General features: G+C 68.9%; 19 protein-coding genes and 1 pseudogene. 12 read left to right on the forward strand and 8 right to left on the reverse strand.

Annotated elements, in window-relative coordinates; genetic code table 11:
• Positions 1-15: 15 nt before the first annotated feature.
• Together LMA02_RS12275 and LMA02_RS12280 are read left to right on the forward strand one after the other, a co-directional pair.
• The gene (locus tag LMA02_RS12275) at positions 16-942 is read left to right on the forward strand and encodes a LysR family transcriptional regulator (RefSeq protein ID WP_228905155.1); all 927 of its coding nucleotides are present in this window, start codon (positions 16-18) and stop codon (positions 940-942) included.
• A 583-nt stretch (positions 943-1,525) separates the two neighbouring features.
• A complete protein-coding gene (locus LMA02_RS12280) occupies positions 1,526-2,611 on the forward strand; it encodes a porin (RefSeq protein ID WP_166724208.1) in 1,086 nt (361 codons plus the stop codon).
• A gap of 159 nt (positions 2,612-2,770) precedes the next feature.
• Here the strand turns inward: LMA02_RS12280 and LMA02_RS12285 are convergent, their stop codons facing one another.
• Together LMA02_RS12285 and LMA02_RS12290 are read right to left on the reverse strand one after the other, a co-directional pair.
• On the reverse strand, positions 2,771-3,109 hold the full coding sequence (locus LMA02_RS12285; protein WP_006398637.1) for a P-II family nitrogen regulator: 339 nt from the start codon (positions 3,107-3,109) through the stop codon (positions 2,771-2,773).
• Positions 3,110-3,192: 83 nt separating this feature from the next.
• The gene (locus tag LMA02_RS12290; protein ID WP_228905157.1) at positions 3,193-4,923 is read right to left on the reverse strand and encodes an NAD+ synthase; all 1,731 of its coding nucleotides are present in this window, start codon (positions 4,921-4,923) and stop codon (positions 3,193-3,195) included.
• A gap of 109 nt (positions 4,924-5,032) precedes the next feature.
• On the opposite strand from LMA02_RS12290, the gene LMA02_RS12295 reads away from it, so the two are divergent.
• Together LMA02_RS12295 and LMA02_RS12300 are read left to right on the forward strand one after the other, a co-directional pair.
• Positions 5,033-6,208 carry a GNAT family N-acetyltransferase gene (locus LMA02_RS12295; protein ID WP_228905158.1) on the forward strand — a complete coding sequence of 392 codons (1,176 nt, stop codon included), beginning with the start codon at positions 5,033-5,035 and terminating at the stop codon, positions 6,206-6,208.
• Between the two features lie 80 nt (positions 6,209-6,288).
• Complete coding sequence (locus LMA02_RS12300; RefSeq protein ID WP_228905161.1) at positions 6,289-7,146, forward strand: GIY-YIG nuclease family protein; 858 nt, start codon at positions 6,289-6,291, stop codon at positions 7,144-7,146.
• Between the two features lie 55 nt (positions 7,147-7,201).
• On the opposite strand, the gene ppa is transcribed toward LMA02_RS12300, so the two are convergent.
• Positions 7,202-7,729 (reverse strand): inorganic diphosphatase, encoded by a 528-nt coding sequence (gene ppa, locus LMA02_RS12305; protein WP_014896363.1) that lies wholly within the window; start codon positions 7,727-7,729, stop codon positions 7,202-7,204.
• Positions 7,730-7,936: 207 nt separating this feature from the next.
• On the opposite strand from ppa, the pseudogene LMA02_RS12310 reads away from it, so the two are divergent.
• From LMA02_RS12310 to LMA02_RS12320, 3 genes and pseudogenes are all read left to right on the forward strand, one after another.
• Positions 7,937-9,378, forward strand: a pseudogene (locus tag LMA02_RS12310) (aldehyde dehydrogenase family protein).
• Between the two features lie 74 nt (positions 9,379-9,452).
• Entirely contained in the window at positions 9,453-10,211 is a 759-nt protein-coding gene (locus tag LMA02_RS12315) for an SDR family oxidoreductase (protein ID WP_126228310.1), read from the forward strand.
• 144 nt (positions 10,212-10,355) lie between these two features.
• Positions 10,356-11,660, forward strand: coding sequence for an MFS transporter (locus LMA02_RS12320; protein ID WP_228905163.1), 1,305 nt, complete (start codon positions 10,356-10,358; stop codon positions 11,658-11,660).
• 254 nt (positions 11,661-11,914) lie between these two features.
• On the opposite strand, the gene LMA02_RS12325 is transcribed toward LMA02_RS12320, so the two are convergent.
• From LMA02_RS12325 to hemC, 3 genes are read right to left on the reverse strand one after another with little or no spacing between them, the layout of a single operon-like run.
• Positions 11,915-13,102 carry a heme biosynthesis protein HemY gene (locus LMA02_RS12325; RefSeq protein WP_228905165.1) on the reverse strand — a complete coding sequence of 396 codons (1,188 nt, stop codon included), beginning with the start codon at positions 13,100-13,102 and terminating at the stop codon, positions 11,915-11,917.
• Positions 13,103-13,104: 2 nt separating this feature from the next.
• Entirely contained in the window at positions 13,105-15,072 is a 1,968-nt protein-coding gene (hemDX, locus tag LMA02_RS12330; protein WP_228905168.1) for a fused uroporphyrinogen-III synthase HemD/membrane protein HemX, read from the reverse strand.
• Positions 15,072-16,058 carry a hydroxymethylbilane synthase gene (gene hemC, locus LMA02_RS12335; RefSeq protein ID WP_166726488.1) on the reverse strand — a complete coding sequence of 329 codons (987 nt, stop codon included), beginning with the start codon at positions 16,056-16,058 and terminating at the stop codon, positions 15,072-15,074. Before hemC ends, hemDX begins: the two co-directional genes overlap by 1 nt.
• A gap of 217 nt (positions 16,059-16,275) precedes the next feature.
• On the opposite strand from hemC, the gene ppc reads away from it, so the two are divergent.
• Positions 16,276-19,272, forward strand: coding sequence for a phosphoenolpyruvate carboxylase (ppc, locus tag LMA02_RS12340; protein ID WP_228905170.1), 2,997 nt, complete (start codon positions 16,276-16,278; stop codon positions 19,270-19,272).
• Between the two features lie 153 nt (positions 19,273-19,425).
• Here the strand turns inward: ppc and LMA02_RS12345 are convergent, their stop codons facing one another.
• Positions 19,426-20,178 carry a class I SAM-dependent methyltransferase gene (locus LMA02_RS12345; protein ID WP_165751854.1) on the reverse strand — a complete coding sequence of 251 codons (753 nt, stop codon included), beginning with the start codon at positions 20,176-20,178 and terminating at the stop codon, positions 19,426-19,428.
• 182 nt (positions 20,179-20,360) lie between these two features.
• Between LMA02_RS12345 and LMA02_RS12350 the strand changes: the two genes are divergently transcribed.
• Positions 20,361-21,170 (forward strand): helix-turn-helix transcriptional regulator, encoded by an 810-nt coding sequence (locus LMA02_RS12350; RefSeq protein ID WP_228905172.1) that lies wholly within the window; start codon positions 20,361-20,363, stop codon positions 21,168-21,170.
• A 6-nt stretch (positions 21,171-21,176) separates the two neighbouring features.
• On the opposite strand, the gene LMA02_RS12355 is transcribed toward LMA02_RS12350, so the two are convergent.
• Positions 21,177-22,172, reverse strand: a complete 996-nt coding sequence (locus LMA02_RS12355; protein WP_228905174.1) for a spore coat U domain-containing protein — start codon at positions 22,170-22,172, stop codon at positions 21,177-21,179.
• Between the two features lie 298 nt (positions 22,173-22,470).
• On the opposite strand from LMA02_RS12355, the gene LMA02_RS12360 reads away from it, so the two are divergent.
• The 3 genes from LMA02_RS12360 (at position 22,471) to LMA02_RS12370 (ending at position 26,248) form a co-directional block, all read left to right on the forward strand.
• Positions 22,471-23,007: a spore coat U domain-containing protein gene (locus tag LMA02_RS12360; RefSeq protein ID WP_228905175.1), complete on the forward strand. Its 537-nt coding sequence runs from the start codon at positions 22,471-22,473 to the stop codon at positions 23,005-23,007.
• Positions 23,008-23,013: 6 nt separating this feature from the next.
• Positions 23,014-23,727 (forward strand): molecular chaperone, encoded by a 714-nt coding sequence (locus tag LMA02_RS12365; protein ID WP_228905176.1) that lies wholly within the window; start codon positions 23,014-23,016, stop codon positions 23,725-23,727.
• A 274-nt stretch (positions 23,728-24,001) separates the two neighbouring features.
• A complete protein-coding gene (locus tag LMA02_RS12370) occupies positions 24,002-26,248 on the forward strand; it encodes a fimbria/pilus outer membrane usher protein (protein ID WP_228905179.1) in 2,247 nt (748 codons plus the stop codon).
• The last annotated feature ends 81 nt before the right edge of the window (positions 26,249-26,329 follow it).

A 26,329-nucleotide genomic window follows, 5' to 3' on the forward strand; every position in this document is an offset into this window, starting at 1 on the left:
CATCCGGACATGAACATGATGCATCCCGATCTGCGCCGTCTCGACCTGAACCTGCTGCTCGCGTTCGACGCGCTGTATCGCCACCGATCGGTGGCCGCGGCCGCGCACGAACTGGCGATGAGCCCGTCCGCGCTGAGTCACGCGCTCGCGCGGCTGCGCGACGCGATCGGCGACGCGCTGTTCGTGCGGCTCGGCAACGAGATGCAGCCGACTGTACGCGCCGACGACATCGCCACCTGGGCCGGCGACGCGCTCGACACGATGTCGAAGGGGCTCGCCCGCGCGCGCCGCTTCGATCCCGCGCAAAGCGACCGCACGTTCGTGTTCGCCGCGAGCGACTACACGGCGTTCGCCGTGCTGCCGGCCTTGCTCGCGCGCATCGAGCGGGTCGCGCCGCGGCTGCGGATCCGCGTCGTCCATTCCGAGCGCAAGATTTCGATCGACGAGCTCGCGGCCGGCCGCATCGATTTCGCGCTCGGTTATCACGAGGAGTCGGCCGCCGACTCGCCGGGCATCGAGGATTTCGACTGGTTCTCGGATGACTACGTGGTGATCGCGAGCGCCGCGCATCCGGACATCCGCCGGCGGCTGACGCTGGACCAGTATCTCGCGGCACGCCACGTGGTCGTCACGCCGTGGAACGAGTCGCGCGGCGTCGTCGACTACGTGCTCGACCGGCTCGGCCTCGCGCGGCAGGTCGCCGTGCAGCTGCCGAGCGTGCTGGCCGCACCGTTCGCGATCGCGGAATCGGCGCTGCTGATGACGGTGCCGAACCGCGCCGCGCAGGCGCTGCGCCACGCGGCGCCGATCCGCATCTTCCCCGCGCCGTTCGAGATCCCGCGCTACACGGTGAAGGTCTACTCACACGCGAAGCACGCACGCACCGATGCGCACCGATGGATCCGCGCGCAACTGCTCGCTGCACGACCGGCGCAGGGTTGAGCCGGGCGCGCTTGCCCGGCGGTCGAGGGCCCATGCCGCACAAGCGTTTCAGCGTCGTTTCAAATGCGGCCCGGCGACCGCGGGCCACGCCCGATTTATTACGAAATACTTACCAATTTCACGTCTCCGACGCTTACGCTCGCGCCTCGGCAACGTCAATAGTGGCAATCCTTGACCCCACACCGCGGAATCCGTGTCTCCCTTTCCGGACAAGGGTTTACGGGGACCGGCGGCCCTCCGCGCTGCCGCCGCGCACTCTGTTGCATGGCAAATTGGCGACACGTGTTAGTCAAACAACGATTTCCATCGCCACAAAATTGTATTTTTGCTAAATTAGTAACCAAAGTAGCAAAACGAAGTTCGTGAAATGTAGTTTAGCTTCACGACACAACAAGGAGACCCCGCAAGCCGACCCGGCCGCGCGGGACCGCTCAACGGTTTTTCCGTCCGCTTGCCCGCGTGCCGCGCTTACCGGCCCTGCACGAGGTCTCCCTGGTTATCCCGCTTTTCGCTTTTGCCCGACGCTCGCAGCGCCGGGCATCTCGTGCAGTCTGGGTTGACTTTTTGACAGGGTATGGAGGAGATGATGAAGAAAGCTTTGGTCGCGGCCGCGCTGATGGCTGCTGGGGTGGTTACGGCGCACGCGCAGAGCAGCGTCACGCTGTACGGTCGCCTGGATGCCGGCCTTGAGTACCTGAACGGCCTGCAGAACGGCCACCAAGTGCGCGCGGAAAGCGGCGACTGGGGCACGAGCCTGTGGGGCTTGAAGGGCAGCGAGGACATCGGCGGCGGCAACAAGGTCCTGTTCCACCTCGAAGGCGCGTTCAACACGATGAACGGCGGGCTCGGCACGAGCGGCTCGATCTGGGATCGTTTCGCGACCGTCGGCATCTCCAACGACCGCTACGGTACGCTGCTGCTGGGTCGCGAACTCGCGATCGCGAACGGCGTGTGGGACTTCGATCCGCTGGGCCAGTCGAGCTGGTCGTCGGCATCGCTCGTGCGCGGCCGCAACTGGAACAAGACCAGCAACAACGTGTCGTACCAGTCGCCGCAGTTCTACGGCCTCGACTTCTACGGCCAGTTCGCATTCTCGAACTCGACCAGCTTCAACGGCAACACGACGGCCGGTCAGCCGGGCCGTGCGGCCGGTGCGCAGGTCACGTACACGAACTCGCTGTTCCAGTTGCGCGGCATCTACGACGAAACGCGCGATAGCAATGGCCGCTTCTCCGACGTGTTCAACTACTCGCGTGAATACTTCGCGGGCCTGAACGTGTTCCTCGGCCAGTTCAAGCTGCAAGCGGCTTATCAGTCGTCGCACGCGGACGGCAGCGGCGGCCCGGCCGTCAACAACGGCATCACCGGCACCCAGCAGGTCTGGGGCGGCGTGACGTGGCAAGCCACGCCGGCGGCCGCGCTGATCGCAGCCGTGTACCACGTGAATGCGAACCACGGCGGCGGCAACGCGAACATCTACACGGTCGGCGGTTCGTACAACATCTCGAAGCGCACGCTGTTCGACCTGCAGGTCGCGACGGTGCGCAACAGCTCGACGGCCAACTTCGGCCTGAACGCGAACGGTGCGGGCACCGCCGTATCGACGGGCAACCCGCATCCGGGCGGCAGCCAGACCGGCGTCTACGCCGGCATCCAGCACCTGTTCTGATCAGGCGCCGTCCAGAGAACGATTCGACAACACTTTCCACGCTGCTGCGAGAGGCGCGTATCGGTGCGGTACCCACCCGGGTATCGCACCGTTTTTTTATTGGCGGGCCGGAATCGTGCGACCCGCGGCCGGATCGACCTGATCGGCCGAGTGCGGCGCTCAGACCGCCGCTTCGTTCTCTTCGCCGGTGCGGATGCGGATCACGCGCTCGACGTCCGAAACGAAGATCTTGCCGTCGCCGATCTTGCCCGTGCGCGCCGCGCCGATGACCGCGTCGATCACCTGGTCGACCTGCGCTTCCGCGACGACCACCTCGATCTTCATCTTCGGCAGGAAGTCGACGACGTATTCGGCGCCGCGATACAGCTCGGTGTGCCCCTTCTGGCGGCCGAAGCCCTTCACTTCCGTTACGGTCAGCCCCGTGAGGCCGACTTCGGCGAGCGCTTCGCGGACTTCGTCCAGCTTGAACGGCTTGATGATGGCGGTGATGCGTTTCATGATGGTTGTCCCTCAATGCTCGTTTGGATGCACAATCGCGATCCCGATTGTAAGCCGGCCGGCCGCGTACGGCCCAGCACCGCTCAGTCGAGACGTTCGGTAAAGCGTGACGTGATCGGATAGCGCCAGTCGCGCCCGAACGCGCGATGCGTGACGCGAATGCCGATCGGCGCCTGGCGGCGCTTGTATTCGTTGATCTTGATGAGCCGCGTCACGCGTGCGACGTCGGCCTCCGCATAACCGGCCGCGACGATCTCCGCGAGCGGACGGTCCTCCTCCATGTACATCCGCATGATCGCGTCGAGCACGTCGTACGGCGGCAGGCTGTCCTGGTCCGTCTGGTTCTCGCGCAGCTCGGCCGACGGCGCGCGCGTGAGGATCCGCTCGGGGATCACGTCGCGCTGCCCGTAGTCGGCGGTCGCGTTGCGATAGCGGCACAGCTGGTAGACCAGCGTTTTCGCGATGTCCTTGATCACCGCGAAGCCGCCGGCCATGTCGCCGTACAGCGTGCAGTAGCCGACCGCCATCTCGCTCTTGTTGCCGGTCGTCAGCACGATCGAGCCGAACTTGTTCGACAGCGCCATCAGCAGCGTGCCGCGGATGCGCGCCTGGATGTTCTCTTCCGTCGCGTCCTCCGCGCGGCCCGCGAATTCGTCCGCGAGCGCCGCCCGGAACGCGTCGAACATCGGCGCGATCGCGATCTCGTCGTAGCGCACGCCGACGCGCCGCGCCATCTCCGCCGCGTCGGTGGTCGAGATGTCGGCCGTGTAGCACGACGGCATCATCACCGCGCGCACGCGCTCGGGCCCGAGCGCGTCGCATGCGACCGCGAGCACCAGCGCCGAGTCGACGCCGCCCGACAGCCCGATCAGCACGCCGGGAAAGCCGTTCTTGCCGATGTAGTCGCGCACGCCGGTCACGAGCGCGCGATAGACCTGCGCGTCGACCGGCAGCGCGGGTGCGACCGCGCCGGGCAGCGGGCGCGCGCCGTCGAATTCGACGATCGCGTGCCCTTCGTCGAACTGCGGCATCTTCGCGACGAGCGCACCCTGCGCGTCGAGCACGAACGAGCCGCCGTCGAACACGAGCTCGTCCTGGCCGCCGACGAGGTTCACGTACACCATCGGCAGCCCGGTCTCGCGGATCCGCGCGCGCAGGACGTCGATGCGCAGCGCCTCCTTGTTCATGTGGTACGGCGAACCGTTCGGGATCAGCAGCACCTGCGCGCCGGCGGCCTTCGCGATCTGCGCGGCCGACGCATGCCATGCGTCCTCGCAGATGATCACGCCGAATTTGACGCCGTTCAGTTCGAACACGAGCGGTTCGGCGTCGGTCGCGAAATAGCGCTTCTCGTCGAACACGTCGGCATTCGGCAGATCCTGCTTGCGGTAGGTGCCGGCGATCTCGCCGCCGACGATCAGCGATACCGCGTTGTAGGTGTCGGCCGGCGGCACGCCGCGCTCGATCGGGCGGTTTGCATTACCATCGACGGCTGGCGCGCGTGCATCGTCGCCACGATCCCTGCCCGGTCCCCTGCCCGGACCCCGCAACGGATGACCGACCAGCACCGCGAGCCCGTCGAACGGGCGCAGCGCGTCGGCGAGCGCGTCGAGCGCGGCAGCGGCCGCCGCGTAGAACGCGGGCCGCAGCAGCAGGTCTTCCGGCGGATAGCCGGACAGCGCGAGCTCGGGTGCGACCATCAGTTGCGCACCATCGTTGTGCGCGGCGCGGGCGGCCGCGACGATTCGCGCGACGTTGCCGGCGAAATCGCCGACGGTGACGTTGATCTGGGCGAGAGCGAGTCGGGTCTTCATGACGGGATCGGCGCAGCCCGGCGGCGCGCCCTGAACGGCTGACGAAATCGTCCCGGACGCGGGCCATGGCGGCACGCATCCGGCGGCATCCAACAGTACGGATTCACGCTTGAAACACGAACGCATCGATTATCGCACGGGCATCCTGTCGTCCCCCGCGGAAGTGCCGGCCGACGAATGGAACGCGCTGCTCGAGCGCGACGCGCAGCCGACGCCGTTCCTGCGCCATGAATTCCTCGACGCGCTGCACGTCGCGCGCTGCGCGGTCGACGACACCGGCTGGTCGCCGCACTTCGTCACGCTGACCGATGCGCGCACGGGCCGGCTCGCGGCCGCCGCGCCCGTCTATGCAAAGCAGCATTCGTACGGCGAATACGTGTTCGACTGGGCATGGGCCGACGCGTACCAGCGCAACGGCCTGTCCTACTACCCGAAGCTGCTGTGCGCGGTGCCGTTCACGCCCGTGCAGGGCACGCGCCTGCTCGCGGCCGACGACGACGCACGCCGCCAGCTCGCGGCCACGCTGCTCGCGTTCGCCGAGCAGAGCGACGTGTCGTCGCTGCACGTGCTGTTCCCGACTGGCGACGAAGCGCGGCTGCTGGAATCGATGGGAATGATGTTGCGCGAAGGCGTGCAGTTCCACTGGCTCAACGACGGCTACCGCGACTTCGACGACTTCCTCGGTACGCTCGAGCAGAAGAAGCGCAAGAACATCCGCGCCGAACGGCGCAAGGTGCGCGATGCCGGCGTCACGTTCCGGCGGATCACCGGCGACCGGATCACCGATGCCGACTGGCGCTTCTTCTCGCGCTGCTACCGGCAGACCTACCGCGAACACTACTCGAGCCCGTACCTGAATCTCGACTTCTTCCGCGCGATCGGCGCGACGATGCCGGAGAACCTGCTGCTCGTGATCGCCGAAGCCGACGGCCGCCCGATCGCGAGCTCGCTCGCCGTCTACCGGCGTGGCGCGAACGGCGGCGGCACGCTGTACGGTCGCTACTGGGGCGCGCTCGAGCACGTGCCCTGCCTGCATTTCGAAACGGCGTACTACCAGCTGCTCGAATTCTGCATCGAGGCCGGGCTCGATACGTTCGAGGGTGGCGCACAGGGCGAGCACAAGCTCGCGCGCGGCTTTCTGCCGACCGTCACGCATTCCGCGCACTGGCTCGCACATCCGGCGTTCTCAGATGCGGTCGCGCATTTTCTCGCACGCGAGACCGAGCATATCCACGCGTACGTCGACGAGTTGCGCGAGCACGATCCATTCCGGCACCACACGTGACGACGCTCGCGCATCGCGTCTTTCGCGGTGCGAGCCGCCATTTCTGAGACACTGGCGGCTTCGCATCCCGCCGCTTTCCCATGTCCTGGTTTCTGTATCTGATCGAGTGCGCCGACGACAGCGTCTACACGGGCATCACGACCGATGTCGCCGCGCGCTTCGACGAACACGCATCCGGCAAGGGCGCACGCTACACGCGTTCGCGCAAGCCGCGCGCGGTGCTCGCGTCGTTCCCGCTGCCCGACCGCTCGATCGCATCGCGTGCCGAGTACTGGGTGAAGCGGCTCACGGCCGCACAGAAGCGCGAGCTGGCGGCCGGAATCCGGACGCTGGAATCGGTGTTGCCGGCCGGGATGTCGATCGACGGCAGCGTCGAGGCGGCCGGTGTGCAGGCCGGCTCGCGCGGGCGGAAGAAGGCGAAGGGCAAGGACACGCCCGGCGACGATGCGCCGCCGCCTGCCGAAACGAAACAGCCTCTCAAGAAAGCCGCGAAGTCAGGCAGCGACGCGAAAGCAGCCAGGACCGTGAAGTCCAGAGAAGCCCCGCAGGCTTCCACGAAGACCCGCGCCGCGCCGGCAAGTAAGCGTGCAAAGACCGGCGACGCCCCTGAAGGGAAAAAGATCGCGTCGCGCGGCAAGTCGGCCACAAACGCAGCGCCGCAACGGAAAGCGCCGGCGGCGGCCGGCGGCAAGTCCGCAACGGATGAACGGCCAGACACCGCGTCCGCACCGGCGCGCGGCCGTGCATCGACGAGAAAGGCCGCCACCGAAGCCGTCGCAGTCACGGCCGCGCCCGTCGCCGCTGCACGCCGCGCAACCGGCGCGAAACGTGCGAAGTCCGCACCGAACGCTGCCGCCCTGCCCACTGCCGCACGCGCACGAAAGAACACCCCCGCACGCGCCGCACCGCGCACAAAACAAAACCGCGCGGCCTCCTGAGGAGACACGCGCGGTTTGCGTTCCGAACGAACCGGCGCGAAGCCGGCCAACGGGCTTACTTCTGGTAGTTCGCGGCGCCGTCGGTGATTTCCTTGTGCGCGGCGTCGATGCCGGCCCAGCCTTCGACCTTCACCCACTTGCCCTTCTCGAGCGCCTTGTACTGCTCGAAGAAGTGCTTGATCTGATCCTTCAGGTATTCGGGCACGTCGTCGATCGACTTCAGGTTCGCCGTCATCGGGCAGACCTTGTCGTGCGGCACGGCGACCAGCTTCGCGTCGACGCCCGACTCATCGGTCATCTGCAGCATGCCGAGCACGCGCGAACGCACGATCGAGCCGGCCAGCAGCGGGAACGGCGTGATCACCAGCACGTCGACGGGATCGCCGTCGCCCGACAGCGTCTGCGGGATGTAGCCGTAGTTCACCGGGTAGCGCATGCCGGTACCGATGAAGCGGTCGACGACGAGGAGACCCAGTTCCTTGTCCGCCTCGTACTTCACCGGATCGCTTTGCGCGGGGATCTCGATGATCACGTTGAAATCGTGCGGCAGGTCCTTGCCGGCCGGAACATGATTAAAGCTCATAGCGCTCTCTGTTGGTCGATGGAATTCGGGACAGGGCGCCGCGGGCGCTGCACCGCCGCGGGCGTCCCCGCAGGGAATGCGCCATTATAGCCAATCGACCGGTGGCGTCCGGATGACGATCGGCGCGATAATCGTTCCGGATGTCCGGCCACCGAACCACGGGCGACGTCGTCCGTCGCCTCGAAGCATGGGACCCGAGGAGCAGGCATGGAAGAAGCGAAGCACTTCATCGCGGGCGAATGGACGTTGCCCGCGCAACTGGAGACCATCCCGGTCGTCGATCCCTCCGACGGCCAGCCGTTCGCGACGATCGCGCGCGGCACGGCACCCGACATCGAGCGCGCGGTCGCCGCGGCCCGCGAAGCGTTCGTGGGCCCGTGGGGCGCGGCGAGCGCCGCCGAGCGCGGCCGCGTGCTGATGCGGCTATCGGCACGCATCGCCGACCATCTCGAGGAACTCGCGACGATCGAGGCGCGCGACACCGGCAAGCCGCTGAAGCAGGCGCGTGCCGATGCCGCCGCGCTCGTGCGCTATTTCGAGTTCTACGCGGGCGCCGCCGACAAACTGCACGGCGAGACCCTCCCCTATCAGGCCGGCTATACGGTGCTGACCGTGCGCGAGCCGCATGGCGTGACCGGCCACATCGTGCCCTGGAACTACCCGATGCAGATCTTCGGGCGCAGCGTCGGGGCGGCGCTCGCGGCCGGCAACGCGTGCGTCGTGAAGCCGGCCGAGGATGCGTGCCTGTCGGTGCTGCGCGTCGCCGAGCTGGCCGCCGAAGCCGGGCTGCCGGCCGGTGCGCTCAACGTCGTCACCGGCTACGGCCATGAAGCGGGCGCCGCGCTCGCGCGCCACCCAGGCATCGACCACATCTCGTTTACGGGCTCGCCCGCGACCGGCAAGCTGGTCACGCAGATGGCCGCCGAGAACCACGTGCCCGTCACGCTCGAGCTCGGCGGCAAGTCGCCGCAGATCGTGTTCGCCGACGCCGATCTCGAAGCGGCGCTGCCCGTGCTCGTGTCGGCGATCGTGCAGAACGGCGGGCAGACCTGCTCGGCCGGCAGCCGCGTGCTGATCGAGCACGCGGTCTACGAGCCGCTCGTCGATCGGCTCGCCACCGCATTCAACGGGCTGCGGGTCGGCCCGAGCCGCGCGGATCTCGACTGCGGCCCGCTGATCAACGCGAACAGCAGCAGCAGCGCGTGTGGGATTTCCTGTCCGACGCGCAGCATGACGGCATTCCGATGGCAGGGCACGGCCAGGTCGTCGCCGACGCGCCCGAAAGCGGCTTCTACCAGGCCCCCGCGCTGCTGCGCGACGTGCCGGCGTCGCACCGGCTCGCGCAGGAGGAAGTGTTCGGCCCGGTGCTCGCCGCGATGCGTTTCGTCGACGAGGAGGAAGCGGTCGCACTCGCGAACGGCACGCCGTACGGCCTCGTCGCAGGCATCTGGACCCGCGACGGCGCGCGCCAGCTGCGCCTCGCGCGGCGCCTGCGCGCCGGTCAGGTGTTCATCAACAACTACGGTGCGGGCGGCGGCGTCGAACTTCCGTTCGGCGGCGTCGGCCACTCGGGCCATGGCCGCGAGAAAGGCTTCGAGGCGCTGTATGGCTTCACCGTACTGAAGACGATCGCGATCCGGCACGGCTGACCCGTTGAACCCGGCCGGCAACGACCGGCCGCGCACCGAAACACCACGCACGCATCCAACAGAGGAGACACACCATGCGGTTGAGCGGCAAGACGGCCATCGTCACCGGCGGCGGCTCGGGCTTCGGCGAGGGCATCGCGAAGACCTATGCGCGCGAAGGCGCGAACGTCGTCGTCAACGACCTGAACGGCGCGGCGGCGGAGCGCGTCGCGAGCGAAATCGCGCTGGCGGGCGGCAAGGCGATCGCGGTCGCGGGCGACGTGTCCCGCGACGCCGACTGGCGCGCGCTGCTGCAGGCCGCGCTCGACGATTTCCACTCGGTGCAGATCGTCGTGAACAACGCCGGCACCACGCACCGCAACAAGCCGGTGCTCGACGTGACGGAGGCCGAGTTCGATCGCGTGTACGCCGTCAACATGAAGAGCCTGTTCTGGAGCGTCCAGACCCTGGTTCCGTATTTCCGCGCGCAGGGCGGCGGCGTGTTCGTGAACGTCGCGTCGACGGCCGGCGTGCGGCCGCGCCCGGGCCTCGTCTGGTACAACAGCACGAAGGGCGCGATGATCACCGCGAGCAAGTCGCTCGCGGCCGAGCTCGGCGCCGACCGGATCCGCGTGAACTGCATCAACCCGGTGCTCGGCGAGACGGGCCTGATGACCGAGTTCATGGGCTGCGAGGACACGCCGGAGAATCGCCGCCGGTTCCTCGCGACGATTCCGCTCGGCCGCTTCTCGACGCCGCAGGACATCGCGAACGCAGCCCTGTACCTCGCATCCGACGAAGCCGAGTTCATCACCGGCGTCTGTCTCGAAGTCGACGGCGGGCGCTGCATCTAGCCGCACGACCGTGATGGCGCGCGCCGGCATCGCCGGCCGCATCCACGCATGGTGCACCCACGCATCGGCATTGCTTCGCAAGACACCGGATCGGGCGCCGACGCGCCGGCTCCGGCACATGACAAGACAAGGACAGGAGACAACATGGCTACATCGATGCAGTCGCTGCCGGGCTCGTCCGGCGCATTCGAGGAAGCAACCTACCGCAAGGTGTCGTGGCGGCTCACGCCGCTCCTGCTGCTGTGCTACGTGGTCGCGTATCTCGACCGCGTGAACGTCGGCTTCGCGAAGCTGCAGATGGCGAGCGACCTGAATCTCAGCGACACCGTCTACGGGCTCGGCGCCGGGATCTTCTTCTTCGGCTACTTCTTGTTCGAAGTCCCGAGCAACATCATCCTGCACAAGGTCGGCGCGCGCGTCTGGATCGCGCGGATCATGGCGACGTGGGGCGTGATCTCGATCCTGACGATGTTCGTCACGACGCCCGCGATGTTCTACGTGATGCGCTTCCTGCTCGGCGTCGCCGAAGCCGGCTTCTTCCCCGGCGTGATCCTGTATCTCACCTACTGGTATCCCGCGCACCGGCGCGGCCGGATGACGACCTTCTTCATGACCGCCGTCGCACTGTCCGGCGTGATCGGCGGACCAATCTCGGGCTTCATCCTGAAGGCGTTCAACGGCGTGAGCGGCTGGCACGGCTGGCAATGGCTGTTCCTGCTCGAAGGGATCCCGTCGGTGCTGGCCGGCGTGCTCGTGTTCTTCGCGCTCGACGACCGAATCTCGAAGGCCAAATGGCTCACCGACGAGGAAAAGGCGCTGCTCGCGCGCAACGTCGACGCGGAGGAAGCGACCAAGGAAGACCTGCCGCTCGGCGCGGTGATGGCGAGCCCGCGCGTGTGGCTGATGGCGCTCATCTACTTCTCGTTCGTGATGGGCCTGTACGGCGTCGGCTTCTGGCTGCCGACGATCATCAAGGCGACCGGCGTGGTCGACACGTTCACGATCGGCCTGCTATCGGCGATTCCGTATGCGGCGGCGGTGGTCGCGATGATCCTGATCGCATACAGCGCGGACAAGCGGCGCGAACGACGCTGGCACCTTGCGATTCCGGCCGCGTTCGGCGCGCTCGGGCTCGTGTTGTCGGTGATCTGGGCGCACCAGACGGCGCTGGCGATGCTCGGCCTCACGCTCGCGACGATGGGCATCCTGACGACGCTGCCGCTGTTCTGGAGCCTGCCGACCGCGTTCCTCGGCGGCGCGGCGGCCGCGGCCGGCATCGCGATGATCAACTCGATCGGCAACCTCGCGGGTTTCCTGAGCCCGTACCTGATGGGCTGGCTCAAGCAGGCGACGGGCGCCAACGACGCGGGCATGTACATGCTCGCCGCGTTCCTCGTGCTCGGCGGGCTGCTCGCGCTGTCGGTGCCGAAGCGACTCGTCGACAAGTGACGCGGTGGGCGTAACCTCGTCGCACTCGCGCGCGAGCATGAAGCCGACCGGGTCGCGCCCGCCGCCGGTGCGCCGCACGACGACGTCTACCGGCTCGGCAGCGGGCTCGACTGCGGGCTCGCGGGCGCCGTGCTGCAAAAGCACGTGAACCACGGCGTCCGGGCCGGCCTGCCAGGCGGCACCGGATAAAAAATGCCCCGAAGGCCAATCGGCGTTCGGGGCATGTCCACGCGCGGCAGAGGACCGCCGCCGCGTCAGACCACGGTGATCGCGAGCGCGCTTTCGCGGTAGTGCTTCGCCGCCTTGTCGGTTTCGCCGAGATGCTCGAACAGGCGTGCGAGCGCACGGTGCGCACGCACTTTCAGCGCCTCGTTGTCGGCCTGCTTCAACGCGGCCTCGAGGAACGACTGCGCCTTGCCCCATAGCTGCTGCTGCTGGCAGAGACGGCCGAGCGCGAACAGCAGGTCGGCATCGTCCGGGTGATCCTTCTTCCACCCTTCGGCCTTCTGGATCAGCGGCAGCGCATCGCCGCCGGCCGTATCCGGATAGCGGCGCAGCAGCCGCGCATCCCAGTTGTGCGCGAGCGCGTCCTCGACGATGCGGCGCGCTTCGGGGCGACGCTCGAGCGGCACCAGCAGTTCGGCCGCGAGATCGGCGAGGCGCGGCGACTGACGCTCGAGCGGCGACAGCGACTGCCACACTTCGAGCAGCGCGTCCGGGTCGTGCCGGCGTTCGCGCAGCAGGTTCTCCGCCGCCTGCTGGCGCAGCCGCACGGCCGCGGCCGGATGCAGCGCCTCGCGCTTCTCGAGCGCCTTCGCGAGCTTCAGCACCTCGGCCCAGTTCTTCAACTGCTGCTGCGCGCGCAGGGCGACCTGCTGCGCATGGATGCGCTTGCCGCCCGCCTGCAGGTCGGCCAGCGCGGCGAGCGCGCCGTCGGCATCGCGTGCATCCGCGCGCATGTCGGCCGCGGCAAGCAGCCTCGCGTCCTGCCATTCGGGCGCGTCCACCTTCGACAGCCAGTCGTCGCGGCGCGTGTACTCGTGCATCCGGTGCGCGGCGGTCGCCGCGACGAGACTCGCGGCGCCCTGGTTCGCATCGACCGCGAGCGCGTCGCGCGCGGCCTTCTCGGCGCGCGAGAAGCGGCCCGCATACAGGTTCGCGATCGCATCGCGCAGCGACGCCTGTGCCTTCTCGTTGCGCGAACGCGCACGATACGCGGCGACCCGCTGCGGCATGCGCCAGATGTTGCGCACGATGCGCAGCAGCGCGTACACGACGATGAACAGCACGACGATGCCGATCACGAACAGGTTCAGCGACACGTCGATCCGGTACGGCGGATAGACGAGCAGCACCTGCCCCGCGTCGAAACGGCCGACGGTGGCGAGTGCCGCGGCGATCCCGAACAGGATCGCGAGCCAGACGATTCCTCGAAGCGTCATCGTTACCCCCGGCTCTTGAACTGCTGAACGGCGTTCAGGCTCGTGTTCAGGTTCGGCACCGCGACCGTCAGCGATGCGCCGTCGACCTGCCGGAGCAGATCCTGGACGGTTTGCGTGTCCTTCGATGCCGGGTCGAAATACTTGCCGAGCGACGCCTGCGCGGCATGCAGGTCGGCCTTCATCGCGGTGTCATTGCGCGAGAGCAGCGACAGCCGCGCGGTGAGCAGGCGCAGCTTCACGTTCTCGCGCACGAAGTAGCCCTGGTCGGGCGACGCGAGCATCGCGTCCGCATTGTCGATCCGGCGCACCTGCACGAGGCCCTTCAGTTGCTCGCCGAGGCCCGCCGAGAAGTCATGCCACCACACCTTCCAGCGCGGCGTGTCCGCCGCGACCGACGATGCGGCATCGGCCGGCGCGGCCTTCGGCGCCGCGTGCGGAACGATCGCCTCGCCCGACAGCGGCAGCGCGTCGATCTTCGCGATCGCGTCGTCGAGCTTGATCGCGAGGCCCGTGAGGTCGGCCGACGGTGCGGCCTTCAGCTTCTCGATGTCCTGCGCGAGCGCCTTGCGCACCGTGACGGCCTGCGCGCTCTGCGACGTCGCGAGGCGCGCGTCGGCATTCTGCAGCGCGATCAGCGCGAGCTGCGTGTTGCCGCTGAGCTGCAGTTGCTGGCTCGCGCTCGACAGCATCTGGTCGACTTCTTCCAGCATCCAGGCATCGCGGTTGCGCGACAGGTCCTGGTACTGCTGCTGCAGCGCCTGCTGCGCGCTCTGCGCGTCGGCGAGCTTGCCGTCGAGCTGCGCGAGCTGCGTGTCGACCTGGTGCGTGCCCGCGAGCGCCTGCTCGGTCTTCATGCGGGTCTCGGCCGTTTGCGCGTCGAGCGCCTTCTGGCGCGCGACGAACGTGGCGTCGAGCCGGTCGACCTTGCGGTTCAGCGCGTAGGCGCCCACGCCCGCGGCGCAGCCGAGCACGACGACGACGAACCAGAGCGCCGCGCTGCTGCCGCGGCGCGCAGGCGATTGCGCGAGATAAGGGGGACTGGACGGCGGCGCGGAGGCAGCGGCCGGCTGGGAAGCGACGCTTTTGGAATCGTTGGTATCTGTCATGCGTTTAGTCACCGGTGCGGCTGTCGCCGGTTGGACGGCCTCGTCGGCCATCGTTCGAAACGCGCGGACGATGCGCTCATCGCCCGCGCCGGTCAGCGTAATCCTATCAAAACCCAGTGCGCGGGCGGTCTGCTCGATGCGCGGGTGCGGCGTCACGAGCGGCGCATGCTTCAGCGCTTCGATCTCGGCGTCGTTCAGGTGGGTGCGCGCGAGTTCGTGCAGGTTGCGCACCCCTTCCGAGCTCGTGACGAGCCACGCGTGCGGCGCGCCGGCGAGTAGCGCATGCACGCGCTCCCACGCGCCGACGCGCGGCTCGGGCACGACGCGCCGGTACGCGGCGACCAGCGTGACGTCCGCGCCGGCTTCGCGCAGCCGCTCGGCGAGCCATTCGCGCCCGCCGTCGCCGCGCACGATCAGCACGTGCTTGCCGGCGAGCGCCTGCGCGCCGCCGAACGCGGCCTCGATGCTCGCGAACAGGTTTTCCGAATCGTAATGCGGCACGCCGCCGTCGGCGGGCGCCTGCGGCGCGATCACGCGATGCGCGGGCGCCGCGATTCCGTGGCGCTCGAGCGCCGCGACGCTGCCCGGGCCGACGACGCCGACCGGCAGTGCATTCGGCCAGATCGCGCCGTACTGCGCGAGCGCGCGCTCGATCGCGTTCGGCGACACGAAGATCACCAGCGCGTAACGGTCAAGCGCCGCGAACGCGGCGTCGAGCGGCGCCGGATCATCGACCGGCGCGATGTTGATCAGCGGGAATTCGAGCACGTCGCAGCCGGCCTTGGCCAGTTGGGCCGAGAGTCCGGCCGACTGCCCGTCCGGGCGCGTCAGGACGGCGGTGAACGCGCGCGCGCCGCCCGCCATCAGGCGTCGCCCTTGCCGGCCTGCGACGCGGCCAGCAGTGCGTTGACGATGTCGAGCGCGCCCTGCGCCTCGAGCTCGTCGGACACCGCGCGGCCGAGCGCGAGCGCATCGGCGACGGTCATGACGGCGCCGCACTCTTCGGCCGTCAGCACGCGCTGGCCGTCGGTCGTCGACACGCGGCCCGTCAGGTACAGCTCGCCGGCGCGCCACACCGCGTGCGCGGCGAGCGGCACCTCGCAGCTGCCGCCGAGTGCGCGCGACACCATCCGCTCGGCCTCGACCGCGAGCGCGGTCTGCGGGTCGTGCAGCGGCGCGAGCCATGCGGCGACGTCCGTGCGGTGCGCGGCGATTTCGATGCCGAGCGCGCCCTGACCGGCCGCCGGCGGGCTGTCCTCGACGTCGATCAGTGTACGGATTCGCGCTTCGAGGCCGAGGCGCTTGAGGCCGGCGGCCGCGAGAATGATCGCCGCATAGTCGCCGCGATCGAGCTTCGACAGGCGCGTGTCGAGGTTGCCGCGCAGCGGCAGCACGTCGAGGTGCGGATAGCGCGCGCGCAGCATCGCCTCGCGGCGCAGGCTCGACGTGCCGACGACGGCACCGGCCGGCAGCGCGTCGAGCGACGCGTAGTCGTTCGACACGAACGCATCGCGCGGATCCTCGCGCTCCATGATCGCGGTGAGCGCGAAGCCGTCGGGCAGCGCCATCGGCACGTCCTTCAGCGAATGCACGGCCAGGTCGGCGCGACCGTCGGCGAGCGCATTCTCCAGCTCCTTCACGAACAGGCCCTTGCCGCCGACCTTCGACAGCGTACGATCGAGAATCTGGTCGCCGCGGGTCGTCATCCCGAGGATTTTCACGTCGCAAGCTGGATATAATTTGCGCAGCGCATCACGCACATGTTCGGCTTGCCACATCGCCAGGCGGCTCTCGCGCGAAGCAATCGTCAGCGTCGCAGGGGCTTGTGCCGAAATAGTCTCGGAATTCATTGCTGGAACATCGAAGGACGGGATGGAAGATCGAACAATGGTAGCACGCACGCTTCGGCCCGCCCGGGCCCGGAGCCCGCGCCCGCCGCGCTTCGGCGCGGGCGGGGACACCGATGCGCGGATGCGCCGCACGTAGCTGGTTGCTTGACCGCAGTTCCCGTAGTTTCCGCAGTACCCGCAGTCCCTTTTGACTCGAGCTTTCCCAAGGAAACCCATCGTGAAGTCTTCCGGATCGGCGCGTACGACGCGCCGCAATGCTGCCTTGCCCTCCCCCGACGCCCAGACGGGCACCATCGCTACCGCCGCGAACGGCCGTGCGAAAACGGCAACGAAACCGAAAGACTCGATACCTCGGACAAAACGCGCGATCAAGACGTCGGGCCCGGCTGCCCGCACGGCGAAGCCGGGCGTGCGCACGCGCGAGGACAAGGACGGCCCGCTGTTCGAGGACATCCGCTTCCTCGGCCGCCTGCTCGGCGACGTGGTGCGCGAACAGGAAGGCGACACGGTGTTCGACGTCGTCGAAACGATCCGCCAGACCGCGGTGAAGTTCCGCCGCGAAGACGACAGCGAAGCCGCGCAGACTTTGGAGAAAAAGCTGCGCAAGCTGACGCCGGAGCAGACGGTGAGCGTCGTGCGCGCGTTCAGCTATTTCTCGCACCTCGCGAACATCGCGGAAGACCGCCACCACAACCGCCGCCGCCGCATCCACGCGCTGGCCGGCTCCGCGCCGCAGCCCGGCACCGTCGCGTATGCGCTCGAACAGCTGAAGACGACCGGCAACGCGTCGAAGCGCCTGCTGCAGCGCTTCTTCGACGATGCGCTGATCGTGCCGGTGCTGACCGCACACCCGACCGAAGTGCAGCGCAAGAGCATCCTCGACGCGCAGCACGACATCGCGCGGCTGCTCGCCGAACGCGACCAGCCGCTCACCGCGCGCGAACGCTCGTACAACGAATCGATGCTGCGTGCGCGCGTGACCGCGCTGTGGCAGACCCGCATGCTGCGCGACTCGCGCCTGACGGTCGGCGACGAGATCGAGAACGCGCTGTCGTACTACCGCGCGACGTTCCTCGACGAGCTGCCCGCGCTGTACGGCGACATCGAGGCCGCGCTCGCCGAGCACGGCCTGTCCGCGCGCGTACCCGCGTTCTTCCAGATGGGCAGCTGGATCGGCGGCGATCGCGACGGCAACCCGAACGTCACCGGCCCGACGCTCGACGAAGCGATCAACCGCCAGGCCGCGGTGATCCTCGAACATTATCTGGAACAGGTTCACAAGCTCGGCGCCGAGCTGTCGGTGTCGAACCTGCTGGTCGGCGCGAACGACGCGGTGAAGGCGCTCGCGGCCGCGTCCCCCGACCAGTCGCCGCACCGCGTCGACGAACCGTATCGCCGTGCGCTGATCGGCATCTACACGCGGCTCGCCGCCAGCGCGCGCGTGCGCCTTGGCGAAGGCACGGTGCCGGTGCGCAGCGCGGGCCGCGGCGCGCCGCCGGTGCGCGCGATTCCGTATGCTGATTCCGAAGCGTTCGTCGCCGACCTGAAGGTGCTGACCGCCTCGCTCGACGAACACCACGGCGCGTCGCTCGCCGCGCCGCGCCTGGCTCCGCTGGTGCGCGCGGCCGAAGTGTTCGGCTTCCATCTCGCGAGCATCGACCTGCGCCAGAGCTCCGACATCCACGAAGCCGTGGTCGCGGAGCTGTTCGCGCGTGCCGGCGTCGAAGCCAACTACGCGGCGCTCGCCGAGGAAGACAAGCTGCGCGTGCTGCTGGCCGCACTCGCCGATCCGCGCCCGCTGCGCTCGCCGTACCTCGAATACTCGGCGCTCGCGCAGAGCGAGCTCGGCGTGTTCGAGAAGGCCCGCGACGTGCGCGCGCAGTTCGGCGCGCGCGCGGTGCGCAACTACATCATCTCGCATACGGAAACCGTCAGCGACCTCGTCGAGGTGCTGCTGCTGCAGAAGGAAACGGGCCTGCTCGAAGGCCCGCTCGGCAGCCATGCGAAGAACGGCCTGATGGTGATCCCGCTGTTCGAGACGATCCCCGACCTGCGCGACGCCGCGCGCATCATGCGCGAGTACTTCGCGCTGCCGGGCATCGACGCGCTGATCGCGCACCAGGGCGCCGAGCAGGAGGTGATGCTCGGCTATTCGGACAGCAACAAGGACGGCGGCTTCCTGACGTCGAACTGGGAGCTGTATCGCGCCGAACTCGCGCTCGTCGACGTGTTCCGCGAACGCAAGATCACGCTGCGGCTGTTCCACGGCCGCGGCGGCACGGTCGGCCGCGGGGGCGGCCCGACCTACCAGGCGATCCTGTCGCAGCCGCCGGGTACCGTCAACGGCCAGATTCGCCTGACCGAACAGGGCGAGGTGATCGCGAGCAAGTTCGCGAACCCCGAAATCGGCCGGCGCAACCTCGAGACGGTGGTCGCCGCGACGCTCGAGGCGTCGCTGCTGCCGCAGTCGAACGCGCCCGCACAACTGCCCGCGTTCGAAGCCGTGATGCAGACGCTGTCGGACGCCGCGATGGCGTCGTATCGCGCGCTCGTCTATGAAACGCCCGGCTTCACCGACTACTTCTTCTCGTCGACGCCGATCACCGAGATCGCGGAACTGAACATCGGCAGCCGCCCGGCCTCGCGCAAGCTGCAGGATCCGAAGAACCGCAAGATCGAAGACCTGCGCGCGATTCCGTGGGGCTTCTCGTGGGGTCAGTGCCGGCTGCTGCTGACGGGCTGGTACGGCTTCGGCAGCGCGGTGAGCGCGTATCTCGACGGCGCGCCGGACGAGGCCGAACGCACGAAGCGCCTGACGCTGCTCAAGAAGATGAACAAGACCTGGCCGTTCTTCGCGAACCTGCTGTCGAACATGGACATGGTGCTCGCGAAGACCGATCTCGCGGTCGCGTCGCGCTATGCGCAGCTGGTCGCCGACCGCAAGCTGCGCAAGCACGTGTTCGAGCGGATCGTCGCGGAATGGGAGCGCACGTCGCAGGCGCTAGCGGAAATCACCGGGCACGAAGGCCGCCTCGCGACCAACCCGCTGCTCGCGCGCTCGATCAAGAACCGCTTCCCGTATCTCGATCCGCTGAACCACCTGCAGGTCGAGCTGATCAAGCGTCACCGCGCGGGCGACACGAACGCGCGGCTGCGCCGCGGGATTCACCTGACCATCAACGGGATCGCGGCCGGCCTGCGCAACACGGGCTGATCCGCGCGCGGCGCGGGTCCGCCCCGCGCCGCGCCGGCATCGCGATAGGAAAGCCGCGATACGCGCGTCACGCGTATCGCGGCTTTTTTCATCGGACGGCGCGGCGGCACAGCGGTACGACGGCACGATTGAGATGGCCGCCGTGCCGCCGATTCATCGCGCGTCGATCAGCAACGCATCGTGCTCGAACGACCCGTCCGGCTGCACCGCGTAGTAGCCGCGCACCTCGTCGGGCGCATGCGCCCACAGCGCGCGGATGCCCGCGACGCTGTCGGCCGGCGTGCGAATCCGCTCGACCCACGTCTCGAAATCGATCGGCAGGCGCCAGCGGCTTTGCACCTGTGCATCGAAACCGGCGCCGCGGAACATCGCGAGCCATTCGTCGGCACGGTAGTCGCGCACGTGGGACGCGTCGCGCAGCACTTCCGCGGCCTGCAGATACGTGTCGAGCAGCGGATGGTCGTTGCCCGCGATGTCGATCATCAGCACGCGGCCGCCCGGCTTGAGCACGCGGCGCACCTCGGCGAGCGCCGCGCGCACGTCGTGCCAGTGGTGCGCACTCATCCGGCTGACCACCCAGTCGAAGGTGCCCGCGTCGAACGGCAGCCGCTCGGCCGGGCCCTGCTGCGTGCGGATGTTCGCGAGCCCGCGCTCGCGCGCGGCGGCGTCGACGGTCGCGAGCATCGGCGCGGCGAGATCGTAGGCGACCACGTCGCGCACGTGCGGCGCGACTGCAAAGCTCGCGTGGCCCGCGCCGCAGCCGAGATCGAGCACCGCGCCGTCGGGCGTCGCGCGCACGGCGTCCGCCAGTGCCTGCAGATCGGCGCCCGTCGCGTGGACCGTGCTCGTCAGGTAGGCGGCGGCCGTCGTGCCGAATGCGTCGGCGACCTGGTCGTGGTGTTTCATCGTTCGCTCCTTCGTTGGGTGGGGCGCCCGCTGCCTGTCAGCGCGCGAATCGCTACAATAGGGCCGCGCTTGTACCAGTACAAGTTAAGCGGTTATTCTGGTATTTGTTACACCTGCCTGATTTCCGGCCCGATCTTCGCCGCGCGTCCCGCGCCCTTTTTCGTCGTTTCAGCCGTTTCCGCATGAACCAGCCGTCCTCCGCCCCCACCCCGCCGCTCGACGCCACGCCCGCCCGCGCGCTCGGCGAATTCATCCGCGCGCATCGCGAACGGCTGTCGCCGCAGGCCGTCGGCCTGCCGCCCGGCCCGCGCCGCCGCACGCCGGGGCTGCGGCGCGAGGAAGTCGCGCAGCTGTGCGGCGTCAGCCCGACCTGGTACACGTGGATCGAGCAGGGCCGCCCGGTGTCGGCGTCGGCTGACGCGCTCGCGCGGATCGCCGTCGCGCTGCAGTTGTCGAAGGCCGAACGCGCGTACCTGTTCGAGCTGGCCGCGCAGCGCGATCCGGCCGAGCCCGACGTCGCGGCCGGCGACCTGCCGCCGACGCTCGCGGCGACCGTCGCCGCGATCGCCACGCCTGCCTACGTGCTCGACCGGCAATGGAACGCCCTCGCCTGGAACGCGCCGGCCGCCGCGCTGTTTACGGGCTGGCTCGACGGCGAGCACGACCGCAACCTGCTGCGCTTCACGTTCATGGCGCCGGCCGCGCGCACGCTGATCGTCGACTGGGAAACCCGCGCGCGCCGGCTCGCGGCCGAATTCCGCGCCGACTCGATCCGCCACCTCGCCGACGCGCCGACCCGCGCGCTGATCGACGCGCTGATGGCTGGCAGCGACGCGTTCGCGCAGTACTGGGCGTCGCAGGACGTATTCGAGCGCGAAGGCGGCCTGCGCGAGTTCGACCATCCGGCCGACGGCCGGCTCATGTACCAGCAGATCACGCTGAAGCCCGCACACCGCGAGGACCTGAAGCTCGTCGTGCTGGTGCGCGATTGACGCGACTCAGAAGCTGATCGTCGCGGTAATGGTGTCGCTGTAGTTGCCGGGCGCCGGCGTCGTCTGCGCGGGGACGCGGCCGTACACGGTGATCGCCTGCGCGAACCCGCTGCCGGTGCCCGTCGCCATCGACGTGCCGCCGGTGCCGTCGCCCCACGGCTGCGTGTGGCCGCTGTCCTGATAGAGCTGATAGCTGACCGAGCCGCCGCCCGTGCGCTGCATCGTGCGTGCGACGACACTGCCGCTGACCCCGCCGTTCAATGCGATCTGGAATGCATCGCCGCTCGTGCACCGCGCACTGATCGAGCCGCTCGCGCTCAGCGCCGACGTCAGCACGCCCGCAGCCGGAAACGCAACGCCGGTCGCGCTGATGATGCAGTTGTTGACGACGGTGGCGGTAGCGGCAAAGCTCATCGTGCCGGCCGTCGACTGCGACGCGCATGGCGTCGGCAGCACGCCGAGCAGCGAAAAACTGAAGCTGTAGGCGGCCTGGTTGCCGGCGAAACTTTGCGTATAGACCGTGCTGGCATTGTTCACGGTCGGCACGGTCGGCTGGTTCGACGCGATGCGGCCATAGATGGTCACGTTGGTACTCGCGGTCGTGCCGAGCACCGGTTTCGTCAACGAGACGGAGATCGGCGTCGTGCCGGCACTGACGGCGCCCCAAGGCTGCGAATAGCCGGCGTCCTGATACAGGTCGTACTGCATCTGGTTCGTCCCGTTGGTCAGGTAGCGCGGGCTCGTGCCGCCGAGGTTCACGCAAACGAGCACGCCGGTGTTCACGCTCAGTGCATCCCACGTGCAACTGACCGTCATCGTGCTGTTCGTCGTATAAGCCTGCAGCGTGATCGGACTGACCGAGCCGAAGCTCGGCGCCGGCGGCGTCACGGAACACGTGTCCGCTCGGGCCGACATCCATGGCATGCCGAGCAGTGCGGCCAGCAGCACGCACGCTAGCGCGCGCATCCAGCGGCGCGCCGTGTCGAATTCGTCATCCGCCATGCGTTCCCCCCGAACATGCTCGTCCGCTCGACCGGGCTTCCGGCCCTGGCGGCGCCTCATCGTATCCGGCCGCGCATCAATCGTTCGCACTGTTACTTGATCCATGTCAAATGGGCCACTGGCAATCGGTCCGCAACCCCGCACAATGCGTTCCGGGTCGGCGTTTTCTCGATTGCGCGCCCCTGAATCCGTGGAGTAGTCTTCCAACAACGACAGAGCGGTTACGGCGACCGGCAACAGACCACGCGGCAGGCACTCCGCGTCCGGGCGACCCCTTGAACGGCAGGAGACAATCATAATGAACGATTCCCGACGTCGTGTTCTTTCGGCCATGCTCGCGGCCAGCTTCGCATTCGCGCCCGCGCTGCAGCCCGTCGCCATTGCGGCAGTCTATTCGAACGGCACCGCCACCACCCAATTCAACGTCACGCTCACGATCCAGGCCAACTGTACGATCGCCGCGAACCCGCTTGCATTCGGCACGGCCGGTGTGCTCGCGTCGGCAGTCAACCAGCAGACCACGGTCTCCGTCACCTGCACGAACTCGACGCCCTACAACGTCGGACTCGACGGCGGCACGGTAAGCGGCTCGACGGTCACCAGCCGGCTGATGGGCGGCACGACAACCGGCAATACCGGCACGACGGTCGGCTATCAGCTCTACCAGGACTCGGGCCACTCGACGATCTGGGGCAACACGCAGGGCACCGACACGGTCGGCGGCACCGGCACCGGTTCCGCGCAAGTGCTGAACGTGTACGGCCAGGTGCCCGCGCAAGCGACGCCGAAGCCCGACACCTACCAGGCCTCCGTCACCGCCACCGTGTACTTCTGACGCGCCATGGCAGGGTTCCCGCGCGCATTGGCCGCGCTGTGCGTCGTGTCGGCGTGCGCGGCCGCATCCGCCGCCACGCTGCAGATCACGCCCGTGACGATCGAGTTGGCGCCGTCGGCCGCCGCCGCGAGCATGACGCTCAGCAATCCTGGCGGACAGCCGATCTACGGCCAGGTCCGCACCTATCGCTGGACGCAGCAAAACGGCGACGACGTGATGACGCCGACCGACACGCTCGCCGCGTCGCCGCCGCTGCTGCAGATCGGCGCGAACGCCGAGCAGTTGATCCGGCTCGTGCGCACGAGCCGCGGCGCGCCGCCCGCCGAGGAAAGCTATCGCGTGCTGATCGATGAACTGCCCGCGCCCGGCACGCCGGTCGCGAACGGCGTCACGATCCGGCTGCGCTATTCCGTGCCCGTATTCGTCGAGCCCGATGGCGCACCGGCGTCCCCGAACCTTGACTGGCGCGTCGAGCGTGACGGCGCCGGTGCGCGGCTCGCGGTCGACAACCGCGGTGGACGGCGTGCTCAGATTTCCGCGGTTCGGCTCATCGACGCGCGCGGCACCGTGCATGACGTCACGCGCGGCCTGCTCGGCTATGCGCTCGCGGGCAGCACGCGGCGCTGGCCGCTCAAGCTGGATGCGGGCCCGGCGACATTCGTCAGGATCCAGGCGACCGTCAACGCGCAGCCGGTCGAAGCGCGGCTGACACCGCCCTGATCCGGCTCGGAAGGATCGCACGACGTTGCCCGTTCCGACGACGCGCACGGCCCTCCAGGCTGCTGCCTGCCCCGCACGATATGCCCGGCACGCCGCCGCGTTGCTTGCACTGGAGCTGACACTGCATGCAGGCCCCGGCTGCGCGCTAACGGCGCCGGTGCAGGTGGCTGCCGCGCCGGTGCAGGTGCCCGTGCCTGCGCCCATGCCGGTGCCGGGGCCGGGGCCGGGGCCGGGGCCGGGGCCGGGGCCGGGGCCGGGGCCCACGCCCACGCCCATGCCTGCGCCGATGCCCGCGCCCGCATCCGACGCACTGTTTCTCGACGTCTCGGTCAATGGCGAACCGACGCACCGGATCGCACGCTTCCAGCAAATCGGCGGACGACTGTACGCGGCCTCCGCCGACCTGAACGACCTGGGTATCGCGACGAACGACCGGACGAACGACCGCACGCCGGAGCCGTCGAACGCGCTCGTCGCCCTCGACACGCTCGCCGGGCTGCGCTACGACTACGACGCGGGCCGGCAGACGCTCGACCTGCGCGTGCCCGACGCGCTGCGCATCCCGCACACGTTCGATACGCGCGCACTCGCGGCCGCGCCGCCTGCCACGTCCGGCCGCGGCTTCGTGCTGAACTACGACGCCTACGCACAGACCATCGCCCATGCCCCGCTCGCGGTCTGGAGCGAGGCGCGCTATTTCGATCCGTACGGCGTATTCAGCAGCACCGGCGTCGCGTATCTGTACGACGACCGCCGGCGCTATGTGCGCTACGACACGTCGTGGAGTCATTCGAACCCCGGCACGCTCACGACGACCCAGATCGGCGACACGATTTCGTCGTCGTTGTCATGGACCCGCTCGCTGCGCATCGGCGGCGTGCAGTGGCGCAGTAATTTCGGCCTGCGCCCCGATCTGGTCACGTTTCCGGTGCCCGCGCTGTCCGGCAGCGCGGTCGTGCCGACCTCGGTCGACCTGTACGTGAACAACGTGCGCCAGTTCAGCGGCAACGTGCCGAGCGGGCCGTTCGTGATCAACAGCGTGCCCGGCATCACCGGCGCGGGCAACGCAACCGTCGTCACGCGCGACGCGCTCGGCCGCTCGATCGCGACGTCCATTCCGCTGTACGTCGACACGCGCCTGCTCGCCCCCGGCCTCGCCAGCTATTCGGCGGAAGCCGGGTTCCTGCGCCGCGCCTATGGCGCCGATTCGTTCGACTATGCGCGCACGCCGGCCGCGAGCGGCTCGCTGCGCTTCGGCATCAGCGAGCGGCTGACCGTCGAGGCGCACGCGGAAGCGACGGCCGGCGTCTACAACGCAGGCGCCGGCGCGCTCGCACGTCTGGGCGAACGCGGCGTGGCGAACGCGTCGCTGGCGCTCAGCGCGCCGGGCCGCACGGGCATGCAGGCCGGCATCGGCTACCAGTACGTGACGCCGCGCTTCTCCATCGATGCCCAGACGCTGCGCGCCTTCGGCGACTACAGCGATCTCGGCAGCCGCGAAGGCGTGCCGGTGTCGCGCGCCACCGACCGCGTCACGGTCTCATTCCCGTTCCTGCGCATGCAGACGCTGTCGTTCAGCTATCTCGGCCTCAAGTATCCGGGTGTCGCCGCCTCGCGCATCGGCTCGATCGCCTACCTGGTCAATCTCGGCGGGCTGACCTCGATCACGTTCAGCGGCTTCCAGGACTTCCGCCAGCGCGACACGCGCGGCTTCTTCGTGAGCCTGAGCATCGGGCTCGGCGGCAACATGTCCGTCTCGGCGAACGCCGGGCGGCAGAACGGCGACTCGACCTACACGCTGAGCGCGACACGGCCGCCCGACTATGGCGGCGGCGTCGGCTGGAACGTGCAGGCGGGCGCCAACGCAGGCATGCGCTACGCGCAGGGCCAGCTGCAGTATCTCGGCCGCGCGGGCGAGGTCACGTTGCTCGCGCAGTCGTTCGACGGGCACCGCAACGCGTCGGTCGACGTCACGGGCGCGATCGTGCTGATGAACGGCCAGCTGATGACGGCACGCCGCGTCGACGACGGCTTCGCGCTCGTCTCGACCGACACCGGGCGCGTGCCCGTGCTGCACCAGAACCGGCTGATCGGCGAGACGAACCGGGCTGGCTACCTGCTCGTGCCCGACCTGAATGCGTACCAGAGCAATCGCGTCGCGATCGACGGCACCGCGCTGCCCGCTGACGCACGGATCGCCGACACGACGCTCGATGTCGTGCCGCAGGCGCGCTCCGGCGTGCTCGCGCACTTCGCCGTGACACGCTACAGCGCCGCGTCGATCGCGCTGCGCGCGCCGGACGGCACGCCGCTGCCGCCCGGGCTCGAGGTTCGCCACGTCGAAAGCGGTCAGCGCACGATCGTCGGCTATGACGGCCTGACCTTCGTCGACGGCCTCGTCGCGAACAACCATCTGGAAATCTCCGGCGGCGGCCGCGATTGCGCGGTCGCGTTCGCCTACCGGCGCCCGGACGACGGCACGCTGCCGCGGATCGGCCCGCTGACCTGCGGCCCGCGGTAATCCGCGCCCGTTCGCGACCGGCGCGCGCCGGCCGTCAGCCCCGCGAATGTTAGAATTGCGGGATTCCCTCGGCGGCGCACG

Origin of the sequence: Burkholderia sp. B21-005 (genome assembly GCF_020843965.1) — a bacterium.
GTDB classification, from domain to species: Bacteria; Pseudomonadota; Gammaproteobacteria; order Burkholderiales; family Burkholderiaceae; genus Burkholderia; species Burkholderia ambifaria.